The organism is Actinoplanes sp. CA-252034 (assembly GCF_050956125.1).
GTDB lineage: Bacteria > Actinomycetota > Actinomycetes > Mycobacteriales > Micromonosporaceae > Actinoplanes.
On the sequence record NZ_CP191846.1, the window covers coordinates 7,319,442 to 7,335,494 of the forward strand.

Here is a 16,053-nt window from a genome sequence, read left to right on the forward strand (position 1 = left end):
CCAGGAAGGGGAACCCTGTGTTCGCGGGCTGGGGATCGCGGGTCGCCCGCCTGAGGTGGCCGGTGCTCATCGTCGCGCTCGTCGCGGTGATCGGCTCCGGCGTCTGGGGCTTCGGCGTGTTCGGTCAGCTCACCGAGGGCGGGTACAACGACCCACGGAGCGAATCGGCCCGGGCCGCCGAGATGGCCGCCGTCGCGACCGGCGGGCAGGGTGGCGACGTCATCGCCATCTACACGCCCGACCAGGGCGGCATCGACGACGCCGCGCTCACCAAGCGCATCAAGGAGCGTCTCGCCGCACTGCCGAAGACGGCGGTCGAGTCACAGAGCTCCTACTGGGACGAGAAGGCCGCGGCGTACGCGTCGAAGGACAAGTCCAGCGCCATCGCCGTCCTCACGCTCACCGGCGAGGACGACGCCGACAAGATGGACGCCTACGCCGACATCGAGGGCTCCCTGACCGTCGCCGGCGCGCACGTCGAGCTGGCCGGCGGCATCCCACTCGGGCACGCGTCGTCGCAGCGCTCCACCGACGACCTGGCCTTCGCCGAGATGGTGTCGCTGCCGATCGTCCTGATCCTGCTGCTGCTCATCTTCGGGTCGCTGGTGGCCGCCTCCCTGCCGGTGCTCGTCGGCGGCGCCGCGGTCCTCGGGTCCCTCGGCGTCCTGCACGCCGTCGCGCTCACCCACGAGGTCAACTCGTTCGCCGTCAACGTGGCCAGCCTTCTCGGCCTCGGCATGGCCATCGACTACGGCCTGTTCATGGTCGGCCGGTTCCGTGAGGAGCAGGCCGTCCACCACACGGCCGAGGCCGTCCGGCGGACCGTGGCCACCGCCGGGCGTACCGTCGTCTTCTCCGCCACCCTGCTGATGACCGCGCTCGCCGGGCTGCTGCTGTTCCCGCAGGGCTTCCTCAAGTCACTGGCGTACGGCGGGCTCGCCGCCGTCTTCCTGGCCATGCTGCTGTCGCTCACCCTGCTGCCGGCGCTGCTCGCCGTCCTCGGGCCGCGCGTCGACCTCATCCCGATCCGGCTGCCCGGCCGCGGCACCGCGAGCACCGGCGGCTGGGAGAGACTCGCCGGATGGGTCCTGCGGCGGCCGGTGCTGGTGGCCGTACCCATCCTCGCCGCCCTCCTGGTCCTCGCCCTGCCGATCACCGACGCCCGCTTCGGTGAGAACGACGAACGGCAACTCCCGGCCGGCGACCCGTCGCGCGTCGCGATCGAGACGCTCAAGACCGACTACCCGCAGTTCGCCTCGGACGGCGTCCAGGTGGTCGTGCACGCCACGAACGGCGAGAAGCCCGACGTGAAGGCGCTCAGCGACGCCGCCGCGAAGGTCACCGGCGTCGAGAAGATCACCACGACCGGCGGCAACTCCGACACCGTGATCCTGACCGCCGACCTGAAAGCCACCGACGCGTTCAGCGACGAGGCCCGCGACGCCGTCGACGGCCTGCGCGCCCTGACACCCCCGGCCGGCGCCGAGGTGCTGGTCGGCGGCGTCACCGCCCGCAACATCGACAGCCTCGAAGCCATCGGCGCCGAGCTCCCCCTCATGATCGGCCTGCTCGCCGGGGCCACACTCGTGCTGATGTTCCTGGCGTTCGGCTCCATCCTGCTGCCGATCAAGGCCGTGGTGATGAGCGCGCTGAGCCTCACCGCCACCTTCGGCTCACTCGTCTGGATCTTCCAGGAGGGCCACGGAGCGTCGTGGCTCGACGTCACCCCGACACCACTCGAAGCCGGGATCGTCGTCCTCATGGCCGCCGTCGTGTTCGGCCTCTCCACCGACTACGAGGTGTTCCTGCTCTCCCGCATGGTCGAGGCACGGCTGCGCGGAGCCACCACCCGCGAGGCGGTCACGATCGGGCTGTCCCGTACCGGCCGGGTGATCAGTGCCGCCGCGCTGCTGCTCATCGTCGTGACCGGCGCGTTCGCCCTGTCCTCGGTGACCACCATGCGGTTCATCGGCGTCGGCATGATCATCGCGCTGGTGCTCGACGCGACCGTCGTGCGGGTGCTGCTCGTACCGGCCGTCCTCGCCCTCCTCGGCGACGCCTCCTGGTGGGCGCCCGGGCCGCTGCGGCGCCTGCAGGAGAAGGCCGGGCTCGCCGAATACGCCGGCGAGGAGGAGGCCACCGGGCGGCACGCCTGGCGGCCGATCGACCCGTCGCTCGAGGAGACCACCGTCCTCGACGGGACGCTGCTGGCCAGGGCGTTGCCGGCGGCGCCGGCGCAGGCCGCGCTGCCGTCCGGCGGCGAGACCTCCAATACGGTGGTGCTGGATTACGAGGCGGTCCTGGATTACCTGTCCGAGAAGAACCATGCCGCGGGTACGCCGTCCAACGATCCGATCGGGAATGAGGCATCGTCGGCTCCCGCCGAGCCGAACCCGCCCACCGGTCGGGGCCGCCATCGCGACGCCCTCACCGCGGGCCCTTCCGACGTCGTCTCCGCCGCCTCGTCCCCCTCCACCGGTGCCGACGTCGCGTCCTCACCTTCTTCCGGTGGGGTCGTTCCCTCGCCGGCCCCGTCTGGCTCGGGTGACGCCGCCCCCTCGTCCCCCTCCCCTCCCCCTCCGCCGACGCCGCGTCTTCGTCTCCCTCCCCGTCCCCCTCCACGTCTGCTGACGCCTCCCCCTCCGCCGCCGCCTCCTTCTCCGCTGACGACGCGTCCTCCGTCTCCGCTGACGGCGCGTCCTCCGCCTCCGGTGACGCCGTGTCCTCGGCTCCCTCCGGTGACGCCGTGTCCTCGGCTCCCTCCGGTGACGCCGTGTCCTCGGCTCCCTCCGGTGACGCCGTGTCCTCGGCTACCTCCGGGGACGTCGTGTCTTCGTCGGCCGACGGTCGCGATGATGAGGAGCCGGCCGGTCCCGACGATCTGTGGGCAGAGGTCGAGGCCACTCTGGCCGCCGGAGCCGAGATCACCCGGCCGGTCGCCGAACCGTCCCTGATCGAGGCCTACACCGAGGCCAACTCGCCGGACGACTTCGATCCGTCGGTGACCCACGTCCTGCACCTGCCCACCGAGCCGTCCGCCGACGACCCCGCGGCCACCCAGGTCCTGCACCTTCCGGCCGTCGCACCCTCGGAACCCGCCCCGGAAGAAGCGGTGATCTTCTCCGAGACCGTCTACAACGGCCTGTTCACCGAAGAGACCGTGCGAGCGGCGACACCCGCCCCCGAGGAACTCACCACCGATCCGGCCGAGGACACCCCGGCCCCCGCCGACGTCGAACCGACCCCGAACGACGCCGACACTCCTCCCGTCGACGCCGACATCCCTCTCGTCGACGCCGAAGACGCCGCACCACACGACGTCTCCTCCACCGAAACGGCCCGGACCGAGGTCACCTCGGCCGATCTCCCCTCAGTCGACACCGCACCGGCCGACGTCTCCGGCGCCGGGATCTTCTCCACCGATGCCCCCTCCGTGGACGTCCCCTCTGCCGACGTCGCCTCCCGCACGCCCGTGCCGGCCGATGTCTCCCCTACCGACGTCTCCCCTACCGACGTCTCCCCGGCAGGCCCGTTCCCTTCCGACTTCTCCCCTGCCAAGGTCTCCCCGGCCGGCCCGTTCCCTTCCGACTTCTCCCCTGCCGACATCTCCCCGGCAGGCCCGTCCCCTGCCGACGTGTCCCCTGCCGACGTGTCCCCGGCCGGCTTCGGACCGGTCGCCGCCGAGGCTGTTGCGTTCGCGCCGGATGACTCGGAATCCACGCCGGCCAAACCCGCCGCGTCCACGACCACGGACCTCCCGGACTCCGGGCGCTCCCGTTCCGGAAGGTCCACGGCCGCAGAGGACGAGGAGGTCGCATACTTCCTGGCACCCTTCGTAGACGCCACCGACCTCGCAACGCCTTCTACCGAGCCCGCGGCGCCTCCCTTCGAGCTCACCACTCCCTCAGCCGAATTCGTGGCCGGTCCTTTCGAGCCCGAAGCACCTTCCCTGGGGCCGGCGGCGTACTCCTTCGAGCCGCACGCACCCTCGACCGAACCTGCGACCCGCTCCTTCGAGCCCGAAGCGCCTTCAACCGAGTCCCGGACGTACCCTCTCGAGTCGCCCACGCCGTCTTCCTTCGACTCGCCCACTCCGTCCCCGTTCGAGTCGCCCGCGCCGTCCTCGTTCGACTCGCCAACGCCGTTCCCGTTCGACTCGCACGCACCGTCCGCTCTCGAGACGCCTGCGCCGTCCGCCGAACCGCCGGCCCCTTCTTTCCTGTCCGAGGCGACTTTCACGGAGCCCAGGCATCTCGCCGACGCGGTCACCCCGGCACCGGCTCCTCAGACCGACGCGCAGGTGGTCGAGCCTGTAATCGACCCGTTCTCCTGGCGTGACGACCCCCGCCTGGCTGCCATCACCGCTCCGGAGCCCGACGCGTTCCCGTGGCTGGACCGCTATGCCGCGGTGCCCGGCACACCGGAACCCGCCGTGCCCAAGCCGGACCCGATCCCGCCGGCCCCGGGGACCGACCCAACCGTTCCCCACCGCCCGCAGACCCTCGACGACTGGCTGACCACGACCCCGTCGCGAAGCCGTGACGACTGGCTGACCACAACCCCGTCGCGAAGCCGTCCGGAAGAGGCACGATTCGACTCCACCGGTGTTCCGGACGTCACGGAGGCTTCAAGGGCACCACGCCCGGAAAGCCTCGGCGACCTGCCGACCACCCCGGTGAGCCCGGCCGCCCGCCCCCGCCCGGCCAGCCTGGCGGATCTCCCCACCCGTTCGGCCGGCGTCAGCGGCCCTCCGGCGTCCGCCTCCACGCCCGACCCGACGGAGCCCACCAAACCGGCGCGCGCAACCTCACCGACCGGCGGAGCAACAGCCACCGAGCCGACGTCTGCGGAGGCCGCGGTGCCGGCGAGCGTCACCACGACCGAACCGGCGCGCGCAACCTCACCGACCGGCGGAGCAACAGCCACCGAGCCGAGGTCTGCGGAGGCCGCGGTGCCGGCGAACGTCACCACGGAGGCACCGGCACAGCCCTCCGCGGCTGACGAGCCGGAACCTTTCACAGCTGCAGCCACACCGGACGCGCCCAACAGCGACACGCCGGACCGGATCACGGCCGCTGAGCCGTCCACCGCATCCACCGCATCCACCGCATCCACCGCATCCACCGACAGCGTTGCCGAGCCGTCGGCCATTACACCGACCGAGATCACCGACCGCCACGGCGTCGAAATCACCGATTCCCACGCCGTCGCGGACACCGGATCCACCGACGCAGTCGTCGAACCCGCCGCTGATCAACCGACCGAGACCGCCGACGTGGAGCCCGCCGACCCCACCGAAGCTCCCACTGCGGCGAAGGTCGCCGCTGTGGCGGAGGCAGCCGCCGTGCCCGAGATCGCCGACGTGCCCGAGGTCGCTGAGGTGGCCAATGTCCCCGCGGCGGCGAAGGCGAACCAAGCCAGCGAGACCGCCGAAACAGCGGAGACCAACCAAGCCAGCGAGGCCACCGAAACAGCCGACACGAACCAGGCCACCGAGGCCACCGAGGCCGCGAAGGTGAACCGGGCGAGCGAGGCCACTGAGTCGGTGGGGTCCGCACATGTGGCCGAGGCCTCCGAGCCCGCCGAGGTCGACGCCTGGCGCGACCCGGCGGTCCTGGCCCAGTCGGCGATCGGCTCGACCACCACCCGCCCCCGGCCCACCAACGCCGAACCTGAAGCCGCCGAGCCGGCCGAGGCGCTCGCCGACGACACATCGCCGTTCGCGTTGACGGAGTCGCTGGTGCCCGCGGAGCCGGCACCACGTGTGGAAGCGACAGCCCCTTCCCCCGTATCAGCTCCAGAGGCGATCGGAGACCCGGTGGACGAGATCTCCGACGAGCAGGCGCCCACGGCCGAGGCGATCGAATCGACCGGCACCGCGGCAGCTGCGGAAACAATCGAAACGGCCGACGAGCAGGAAACTGCGGATGCGCCGGAGACGCCCTACGTCCCGGAAACGACCCTCCCGACTCCCCCGATCCCAGCCCCAGCCCCGGCCCCGGCCCCGGCCCCGGCCCCGGCCCCGGCCCCGGCGAGCCTCGCGCAACCACGCCGCCCGCAGACTCTCGACGATTGGCTGGCCGGCCCCGCTCCGCTACACCGTCCCCGGACCTTGGAGGACATCCCGCTGGCGTCGGCCCGCCCCCACACCCTCGACGACGCCCCGGAGGTCCCCCCGGTACGCCCTGAGCCCCTGGGGGACGCGGAGGTCTCCCGGGTGCGCCCCCAGACTCTGGGGGACGTGAACACCGGAGCCTGGCCGGGCACCGCATCCGTCGAGCAGCCGCCCGAGTCGGACCGCAACGAACCCGACCATTCCCGGGGCCGCCGTCCCGAGACGCTGGACGACCGGATCCGGGGCACGGTGCGCCCTGCGACACTGGCCGACCACATGCCGGATCAGGGTCGTTCGAGTCGGCGCCCGGCGAACACCGGTCCGTCATGGGCCGACGGTTCGGGCGAGTACCCGTACGACCGGCAGACCCGCCGCCCGGCCTCGCTGGCCGACCACCCGGGTCCGGTCCGGCCCGCCTCGGAGCCGACGCCGGACGAGCCCGGACCGGACGCGGCACGCTGACGCCGACGAACCGGCCGTCCGGTGGTCCCACGGGGTCACCGGGCGGCCGGTTCGCCGTCTGGTGGGCTTGATCGCAACTGCTGTGGTGATGGACACCGGTGCCGATGGGACCGCCGGTGGGGCGACGACCCGGCCGGTAAGTACAGTGCGTGCGGGTAGGGAACAGAGGGGGACGTACGAAATGACCGGCATCGACCCGGACGCCGTAAGTGTGGATCCGGACCGTCTAGCGGTCTGTCTTTCGGTCCTGGCCGAGGTGGAGAAGCTGCCGACCGAGCATCCGGACGCGGTGCGGGTGCGGCGGGCGACCGCCGGCCTGTTCAAGACGGTGAAGGTGCAGCGCCGCAAGGAGCGCCGCCAGGCCGTCGTGGCGAGCGACCGCGCGGTGACCGAGGCGACGGCCACCGGCGCGCCGGGCCGCATCGACGACGAGACGGCGGGGATTCCGCTGCGCAGCACGGTGCGCGGAGCGACGGCCGGGGTGCTGAAACAGGCCCGCGGCTGCTATGTGTGCAAGCAGCGCTTCACGATCGTGGACGCGTTCTACCACCAGCTCTGCCCGTCGTGTGCCGAGCTGAACCATTCGCGGCGCGACGCGCGTACCGACCTGACGGGCCGGACGGCGCTGCTCACCGGCGGGCGCGCCAAGATCGGCATGTACATCGCGCTGCGGCTGCTGCGCGACGGCGCGGATCTGACGATCACGACGCGGTTCCCGCACGACGCGGTCCGGCGCTTCGCGGCGATGCCCGACAGCGCCGACTGGCTGCATCGGCTGCGGGTGGTCGGCATCGATCTGCGAGACCCGGCGCAGGTCGTCGGCCTTGCCGAGTCGGTGGCGGCACGCGGTCCGCTGGACATTCTGATCAACAACGCGGCCCAGACGGTACGGCGTACGCCCGGCGCCTATTCCGAGCTGGTGGCCGCGGAGTCGGCCCCGCTGCCGGACGGACCGCTGCCGGAGCTGGAGTTCTTCGGTGGCGCCGCCTCGATCGGTTCCTCGCCGGCGGCGGCGCTGACGGCGGCGCACCCGCCCACGCTGTCGGCGAAGGAGGTCACCGAGATGGCGCTGACGGCCCGTTCGGTGGCGATCGACGCGGGTGGCCTGGTCCCGGACACGACGTCGACGAACAGCTGGAGCGACCGCGTGCACGAGGTGGCGCCGCTGGAGCTGCTGGAGGTGCAGCTCTGCAACGTGACGGCCCCGTTCATCCTGGTGAGCCGCCTGCGCCCGGCGATGAAGGCGTCGAAGTTCACGCGCCGCTACGTGGTGAACGTGTCAGCCATGGAAGGCATCTTCGCCCGCGGTTACAAGGGCGCCGGCCACCCGCACACGAACATGGCGAAGGCGGCCCTGAACATGCTGACCCGCACGAGCGCGGACGACATGTTCGCCGACGGCATCCTGATGACCAGCGTCGACACCGGCTGGATCACCGACGAGCGCCCGCATCCGACGAAGATGCGCCTGCACGAGGAGGGCTTCCACGCCCCCCTGGACCTGGTCGACGGCGCGGCCCGTGTCTACGACCCGATCGTCCGTGGCGAGCAGGGCGAAGACGTCTACGGCTGCTTCCTGAAGGACTACGCCCCCGTGGCGTGGTGACCCACGCCGGGCACAGCGAACGGGCCGCACCTCGAGGTGCGGCCCGTCTGTTCTGAAGGGACGATCACTACCTAGGTAGCGATCAGAGGCTCCCGCCGCCGTGACCGCCGCCGCCACCGTGACCGCCGCCACCACCGTGACCGCCGCCACCACCGTGACCGCCGCCACCACCGTGACCGCCGCCACCACCGTGGCCACCGCCACCACCGTGACCGCCACCCTGGCCGCCGCCACCACCGTGACCGCCGCCGTAGCCGCCGCCACCGCCTTGGCCGCCGCCGCCACCGTGACCGCCGCCGTAGCCACCACCGTGACCGCCGCCACCACCGTGACCACCGCCGTACCCGCCACCGTGACCGCCGCCGTAGCCACCACCGTGGCCACCGCCACCGCCGTGGAAGCCACCGCCGTGACCGCCGCCGTAGCCACCACCGTGGCCGTGGCCGTAGTACCTCACACCCGGCCTGTTACGGAACGGGTGGTAGTAACGGCCGCCGATGTCGTAGGAGTTGAACACGTACGAGGGCCGGTACAGCCAGTTGTCGGGCCACCCGCCGCTCCACGCGGACCATTGCCAGTTGTTCTCCGGGATCTCGAGGACCCACACCGATCCGCGACCGGGGACGGACGCGAGGTAGTAGTCGTAGTCGTTCCAGGCGCCCTGGGTCACGCCGTACGCGCCGGCCTGCTGGCACAGCACCTCGCTGGCGTAGTAGCCGACCACATAGTCGTCATCCCAGCCGTTCGCCGTCATCGGTGACGAGGGCGTGGCCTCCTTGGCAGCCGGAGCGGCCGGTTTGGCCACTAGTCCTGCTGCCGGGGCGGGAGACGCAATGCCCAGCGCTCCAGCAACTGCCAGACTCATGCTGGCCGCAGCCAACATTCGCTTCGGGTTTTTCATTGTTGTCACACCTTTTCGGGACAAATCGCCATGACTTGCGTAGCTCACCATGCCCCTCAAAGGCGAACCGGAGCTTTACCGGAAAGCTGACCGTTCGGACGACCCGGCCCGTGTCCGTAAAGCCAGGTTTGCCGGTTCCATGTTTAGCCAGACAATGCCGCTGACCAGGCACTTCTTTGTACTCACGCGCTACTCACCGGCCGAAGCATGCCCTCCATTGCCGGCTCGTCAGAAAGCAGTAAAAGTCCCTTTAAACCGCAAACCAGACATTCACTCCAGCCCGCCTGGTCTCATCCCGCCCGTCCCGGCAACAACGCCTCACCTCTCACTCATCGTCACCATCCACCACCGACGAATCGCCACCTGACAAAGCCCCTCAGAGGTCCCACCGCCACCAGTCCCGCACCCGCCACAACATCGACGCCCGCGGCCTCGCCCAGGCCCGCGGCCTCGCCCAGGCCCGCGGCCTCGCCCAGGCCCGCGGCCCTGCCACCATCGGCGTCCGCCTCGCCACGCTCACACCCGCACAGCCACACCGAGCCCGGGAGCGAAAGGCCCTCATCCTTGAAGGACGAGGCGCCCCACAGGCGGGACCACCGTCAAACCGCATCCCGCCGCCAACCCCCACTCACGACAGGCACGAACCAGACGGCGCAAGAAGCGGCCGCCAGAAAGCCGTCGAACGAAACGGCGAGGCAGACCCCAACTACCACCACCCGGTGGCGGCGGACAGCCGAACGACGGCGGACAGCCGAGCACCACAAACCCTGGCGGGCAGACGAGCACCCGAACCGCGGCGGGCACCCGAACCGCGGCGGACAGCCGAACCATGACGGACAGCCGAGCAGCCCAATCACCGCGAGCAGCCGGACCATGGCGGGCCGTCAGGTAGTGGCGGGCGACCGAATCCTGACGGGCGACCGAAAGGCGCCGGGCGACCGAACCATGGCGGACACCCAGACCAGCTGAGCCGCGGCGGACACCCAGACCGCGGCCGGCCACCGATCCGTGCCGGACAGCCGGACAATGGCGGGCGGACATCGGCGGGCGGGCATCGGAACGGCATGAACTACCGGCGGACGGGCGGCCGTCCGGGCTTAAGGCGTGTTTAGAACCCGGTCAGAGCCACTCGCAGATGATGACGATGGTCAGGACGGCTTGGAATCGGACGGCGAGTTTGTCGTAGCGGGTGGCGACGCCGCGGTGGCGTTTGAGGCGGGCGATGCCGTTCTCGACGGCATGCCGCATCCGGTAGAGGGCCTTGTCGAACTTGGGTGGGCGTCCGCCTCGGGAGCCTTTTGCCTTTCGGTGGGCGTCCTGGTCCTTCTTGCTCGGATACATGCCTTGATTCCGCGTTTACGCAGGTAGGCGCGGTTGGCTCGGCTGGTGTACGCCTTGTCGGCCAGGACCAGGTCGGGGCAGGTCCGGGGCCGGCCCACGCCGAGGCGGGTGACCCGGATGCGGCGCAGGACCGAGATGAACTGCGGGCTGTCGCCGCGATGCCCGGCGGTCACGATCATCGACAGGACCTTCTGGCCCTGCTCGACCACCAGATGCGTCTTGGTGGTCAGCCCGCCGCGGGACCGGCCGAGCCCATGATCGGCGGGTTCGTCGTGCACGCCGCCGGGTGATTCTTTCTGCAGGTGACCATCGGTGCGGGCGCCGGCGGCGTGCTGGTGGGCGCGGCTGGTCATCGAGTCCACGCTGACAGTCCAGGCGATCCGGCCCTCCGCATCACCGAAGGCCTGCAACGCCGACAGGATCCGGTCCCAGGTGCCGTCGCGCTGCCAGCGGCGGAACAGGCCGTACACGGTTTGCCAGGGACCGTACTCGGCAGGGACGTCTCGCCACGGCGCACCGATCCGGATTCGCCACCGGATCCCGTCGATGAGCTGCCGCTTCTTCCACTTCGGCGGACGACCCGTCGCCGACGCGGCAGGCAGCAACGACGCAAGTCGCTGCCACTGGGCGTCGGTGAGGTCATGCCGCCTCGTCACCGCTAAGGTGGCCACGAGGTCTCCGGTATGAAGTTCTAGCTTGGTCGCTGAACCAGATACCGGAGACCTCTTCAGTTATCGATCACCGCCACGCCGTGACATGCATACCGGCAGCTCAACCTTCTAAAACACGCCTTAGGCGGAGCCCTCACTCACCGCCGAAATCGTCTGCCAGGGCCTGGTATGCCACTCGGAGCACCTCGGTGACCGGCCGCCCCGCGTGGGTGAGCCCTGGCGCGTCGAGCTGATCGAGCAGCGCATCCGGCCGCAGCATCCGGCCACGGCCGTCCGTCGTGGCGTCGGAATGCCGGCTCCCGGCATCCACCCACTCCTGATCGGACGGTGCGCCCCGCCGTCGGGCGGTCTCGGACTCACCGGCGACAGAAGCTCCGGCGGCCGGGCCTTCGGACGACACCACGGCCCCCCAGAAGGCGGCCGGGTCAAGCGCCGACGACGAACCGCCCGCGCCCGTGGGACTGCCGCCGTCATGGCCCCCGCGATGATCTCCACGCCCGCTGCCCCCGATCGGCCCACCGCTGCCCACCGAGTCACCGAAAGCGCCTCCGGGTCCTGCCGAGCCGCCGGTGGGACCGCCAGGATCGTCCGGCTCACCGGATTCGCGCCCAGACCGCAATGAGTCACCGGACAGCCCGCCGCTACCCGCCACCCCACCGCCGGAAGCCGTCGAATCACCGGACCCCGCCAACCCACCAGAGCCACCTCCCGGACCGGCCAACACGCCAGACCCAGCGCCCGGACCGGCCACCCCACCAGACCCAGCGCCCGGACCGGCCACCCCACCAGACCCAGCGCCCGACCCGGCGACCCCACCAGACCCAGCGCCGGAAGCCGCCGGCTCGCCGAACCCGCTGCCGGAAGCCGCCGGCCCGCCGGATCTGCCGTCTGTATCGGGCGACCCGCTCCTGGAACTCGCCGATCCACCGGACGGATCGGCGTATGCCGTCGAGTGGCTGCCGGACAGGGCCCCGGAATCGGCTGGCCAACCGGGCGGACTTTCCCGTGACGCGTCGGCGACCGAGGCCTCCCGCAGGCGGCGGAGGCGCATCAGGAGTTCGTCGCGTGGTCGGCCACGCCACGTGAAGACCTCGAACGGGTCGCTCTCGAAAGCCCTGGCCAGCGCGTAACAGGTCGCCGCCAGGTGGGCGCAGGGCATCGGCCAGCGCTCGCAGGTGCAGTCCATCGCGACCTCGTCGAGGGAGAGCGGCAGCAGGCTCAGCCCCGCGGCGGCGAACATCGCCTCGATGCCCGGCGGCATCCGTCCGTCGAGCAGGTCGGCGACATAGCGGGCTTCGGCGACCAGCGTCGTCTCCACCCGCGCCCACTCAGAGGCGCCGAACGCACGCGCCGCGATCCGCGAACGGAACGCCGCGGGATCGTCGGGGCCACGGACCAGGGCGACTACCAGGCTGCCGGAGACGGTGAGACTGCGAACGTGCCCGGCCCTCTCGTCACGGCGTCCACGCGCGAAGGTCGCTCCCATCCGCAGCGACTCGAACATGCCGAGGAAGGCCGGCGAGAAGTCACTCATCGACTGCCTCCGAAGCAAATCGGCCAGGCCCGAAAGGCACCGACTGCCCCGACAACAACACCGGACAGCCGCCTGCCGACGACAGCCCCCAGCCCAGGCGCAACACCGGAAGGACACCGAAAGCCCGGACACCGACGTCGGGAAGGCGTCCCGCCGACGAGGGCCGCCGCGGTGAGCGCGAAGTCGTAGAGGAGCCGAAGGCACGGACGCGGACATCGGGGAGGCGGTCAGTCAACGAGAGCCTCCGGCGCCAGGGCGAACAGGTCGCGGATCTCGCCGGCGGAGAGGGCGCTCAGCCAACCCTCGCCGGAGCCGACTACGCGTTCGGCGAGGATGCCCTTGTCGGTCAGGACACGGTCGATGCGCTCCTCCAGGGTGCCCAGGCAGACGAGGGTGTGGATGTGGACGTCGCGGCGCTGCCCGATGCGGAAGGCGCGGTCGGAGGCCTGGGTCTCGGTCGCCGGGTTCCACCAGCGGTCGATGTGCACGACGTGGTTGGCGGCGGTCAGGTTGAGGCCGGTGCCGCCGGCTTTCAAGGACAGCACGAAGATACCGGGGCGCTCGGCTCGCTGGAAGTCGGCGACCATGCTGTCCCGGGCGCCGCGTGGCGTGCCGCCGTGCAGGAACCGCACCGGCACCCCGAACCGGGCGGCCAGATGCGGCGTGAGCATCGCCCCGAACCGGGCGAACTGGGTGAAGCACAGCACGCTCTCCCCGGCTCCGAGCGCATGGTCGACGATCTCCTCCAGGCGGTCGATCTTGCCGGAGCGGCCGGGCAGCGGCGAGGCGTCCTTGAGGAGCAGCGCCGGGTGCACGCAGGCCTGTTTCAGTTTCGTCATGGCAGCCAGGACCAGGCCCTTCCGCCATTTCTCACCCGGCTCGGCGAGGCGCTCCAACAGGTCGTCGAGGACCGCCCGGTAGAGGCTGACCTGTTCCACCGTCATCCCGCACAGGTGCCGGACGTGCCGTTTCGTGGGCAGCTCGGAGGCGATGCCGTGGTCGGCTTTGGTACGCCGGAGCAGGAACGGCCGGGTCGCCTGGCGCAGTCGCGCGGCCGCGTCCTCCTCGGCGTAACGCTCGATCGGCACCGCGAACCGGGCCCGGAAGGTGTGCGCCGACGCCAGGATCCCCGGGTTGACGAAGTCGAGGATGGACCAGAGCTCGGCCAGCCGATTCTCCACGGGGGTGCCGGTCAGCGCGATCCGGTTGCGGGCCGGGAACCGGCGGACCGCCTTGGCCGTGGCGCCGCCGCTGTTCTTGATGTGCTGTGCCTCGTCGAGCACCACCCGGTCCCAGGAGATCGCGGCCAGCGCGTCCGCGTCGCGGACCGCCGTCGCGTAGGTCGTCAGCACCACGTCGGCTCCGGCCGCGAGGGTCGCCGCGTCGGCCCGATCGGCGCCGTGCAGCACCCGCACCCGCAGCGACGGCGCGAACCGCTCCGCCTCCCGCTGCCAGTTGCCCAGCACCGACAGCGGGCAGAGCAGCAGCGCCGGCCCCTCCCGGTGATGCAGCAGCAGCGCGAGAAGCTGCACGGTCTTGCCCAGGCCCATGTCGTCGGCGAGGCACGCGCCGAGCCCCAGCGAGTCGAGGAAGGCCAGCCACGAGAAACCCCGGATCTGGTACGGCCGGAGCACCCCCTCGAAGCCGGCGGGCGGGGGCAGCACCTCCAGCCGCTGGTCGAGTCGCCCGCTGAGCAGGTCGGCCAGCCAGCCCTCACCGCGCGCGTCGGTCACCGGCAGCGGCAGATCCTCCGGTGGCAGCAGCCGCATCGTGCGCAGCGCGTCTCCGGCGGTCATCCGCCCTCCGCCCCGCTGCAGGAACGCCAGCCCGGCGGCGAGTCGCTCCGGATCGAGGAACACCCACCGCCCGCGCAGCCGGACCAGCGGAACCTTGGCCCGCGCCAGATCGGTCAGGTCGTCCTCCGTGAGGGTCCGCCCGCCGAGCGCCAGGCCCCACCGGTAGTCGACCAGCTCTTTCAGCCCGACCGCCCGGTCACGGAGCACCTGCGAGACCGGGTCACGCCCGCGGACCTCCAGCGAGAGCCCGAGGCTGGGCCGCCGTCGCCACCAGGCCGGGAGCAGGACACCGTAGCCGCTCTCCTCCAGCAGCGCGGCGTGGCTGAGGAATCGGTGGGCGCCCTCGGTGTCGAGCAGCATCTGGCCCGGATGGGTGCCGTGCAGCGCCTCCGCCAGATCGGGGTAGAGCCGGGCGGCCCGGCCGAGACCGGCGAGCAGCCGCTCCTGGGGGTGTGACGTCCACCGGCGCAGCGGCGCCGACCGGTCGCGCCACACGTCGGCCGCCGGGACCAGCACGCTCGGCTCGTCGACGGCCTGCAGCAGGAACTCGAGACGCCACGTGTCCTCCGGCAGTGGCACCGCGTCGGGCATCACCGGCTCGTGCTCGCGGGGGTCGCTCAGCCGGAAGCACACCCGCACCTCGGCGCCGCGGGCGGCCTGCTCGAACCAGGCGCCGAGCCGACCGGCCAGCGTGTCGGCGAGCGTGGGGGCGGCGTCGAACTCGGGCTCGCCGGTCAGGGCGGCGAGCCATCCGTAGTCGGCGAGGGTGACCCGGGCCTCGGCCAGTCTGGTGCGCACCAGGCCGTCGACGAGCCGGCCGAGCGCGGCCCCGATGAGCTCGGCCGCGGTCGTCTCCGCGCCGGCGGCGGTCTGCTCGGAGCGGCAGGCCGGCGGCATCCGGTCGCGCAGCGAGGCCAACCGCACCGCGTCGCCCCCGGTGACGACCGGCCGCCACCGCGCCACCGGCCGGGGCCGTCGATCCGCACGCCGGGCAGCACCCGCCCGCGCCGGACCAGGCTCGCGGCGAACCCGCACAGCTCGACGAGCCAGCCGGCCGACGGGGCTGGCCTGCCCTCGAACTCGGCGACCAGATCGACGTCGACGAAGGGCACGCTCACCGCCGGGACACGCCAGGCGCGGGCCCGTGGGGTGCCACGGCGCTGCGGCAGCCCCAGATGCGGCGACGGCAGCGGCCCCGACCCGGTCGACGGCAACAGCAGGGTGGCCTCGGCCCGGGTGTCGCCGGCGGGCAGCCCGTTGACGGCCACCGCGAACGGATGCGGCGGCGCCGCACCCCGGCGGGCGGAAGAGCCGGCCGCCGCACCGTCCTCCGCCCACAGGCTCAGCCCGCCGTCACGCCCGACGAGCCCGTGGAGCACCCGCACGCTCGCCGCCTCGGCCCGGACGATCGCGGTCATGCCGGACCCGGGAGGCGCTGATCGAAACGGTGGCTGAACATGCCGCCGACTCTAGGCCGCCCCTCCGACACTTTCCGGCCGCCACGGCCCCGCCCGGACCGCCGACGTAACCACCGTCACTCCCGCACACTCCCGCGCGCTCAGGAAACCTCGCCGAGAGCGCCCCACCGTCCTCGGTGAGCGGCAGGAGGAGCGCTCAGGACACCGAA

Annotated in this window: 5 protein-coding genes and 1 pseudogene; 2 read left to right on the plus strand and 4 right to left on the minus strand. The window is 71.9% G+C overall.

The genetic code is table 11. The features are described 5' to 3' along the window. Positions 1–62 precede the first annotated feature (62 nt). Both ACQPZW_RS33310 and ACQPZW_RS33315 read left to right on the plus strand, forming a co-directional pair. Positions 63–2,954 (plus strand): MMPL family transporter, encoded by a 2,892-nt coding sequence (locus tag ACQPZW_RS33310; RefSeq protein ID WP_433789979.1) that lies wholly within the window; start codon positions 63–65, stop codon positions 2,952–2,954. Positions 2,955–6,758: 3,804 nt separating this feature from the next. Then, positions 6,759–8,183 (plus strand): SDR family NAD(P)-dependent oxidoreductase, encoded by a 1,425-nt coding sequence (locus ACQPZW_RS33315; RefSeq protein WP_433789980.1) that lies wholly within the window; start codon positions 6,759–6,761, stop codon positions 8,181–8,183. 82 nt (positions 8,184–8,265) lie between these two features. Here the strand turns inward: ACQPZW_RS33315 and ACQPZW_RS33320 are convergent, their stop codons facing one another. The 4 genes and pseudogenes from ACQPZW_RS33320 to ACQPZW_RS33335 form a co-directional block, all read right to left on the minus strand. Beyond that, complete coding sequence (locus ACQPZW_RS33320; RefSeq protein WP_433789981.1) at positions 8,266–8,988, minus strand: hypothetical protein; 723 nt, start codon at positions 8,986–8,988, stop codon at positions 8,266–8,268. A 1,215-nt stretch (positions 8,989–10,203) separates the two neighbouring features. Further along, positions 10,204–11,096, minus strand: a protein-coding gene (locus ACQPZW_RS33325; RefSeq protein ID WP_433789982.1) for an IS5 family transposase whose coding sequence is annotated in 2 segments (ribosomal slippage) — positions 10,204–10,421 and positions 10,421–11,096 — 894 coding nt in all. Because the reading frame shifts where the segments join, the coding sequence is not laid out codon by codon here. A 133-nt stretch (positions 11,097–11,229) separates the two neighbouring features. Beyond that, the gene (locus ACQPZW_RS33330) at positions 11,230–12,630 is read right to left on the minus strand and encodes a hypothetical protein (RefSeq protein ID WP_433789983.1); all 1,401 of its coding nucleotides are present in this window, start codon (positions 12,628–12,630) and stop codon (positions 11,230–11,232) included. Between the two features lie 227 nt (positions 12,631–12,857). Then, a pseudogene (locus tag ACQPZW_RS33335) lies at positions 12,858–15,844 on the minus strand (DEAD/DEAH box helicase). Positions 15,845–16,053 lie beyond the last annotated feature (209 nt).

What these genes read in the sequence shown, in the direction of transcription:
- ACQPZW_RS33315 (WP_433789980.1), top strand. Translation starts at nt 6,759, where the DNA reads ATGACCGGCATCGACCCGGACGCCGTAAGTGTGGATCCGGACCGTCTA.
- ACQPZW_RS33330 (WP_433789983.1), bottom strand. Translation starts at nt 12,630, where the DNA reads ATGAGTGACTTCTCGCCGGCCTTCCTCGGCATGTTCGAGTCGCTGCGG.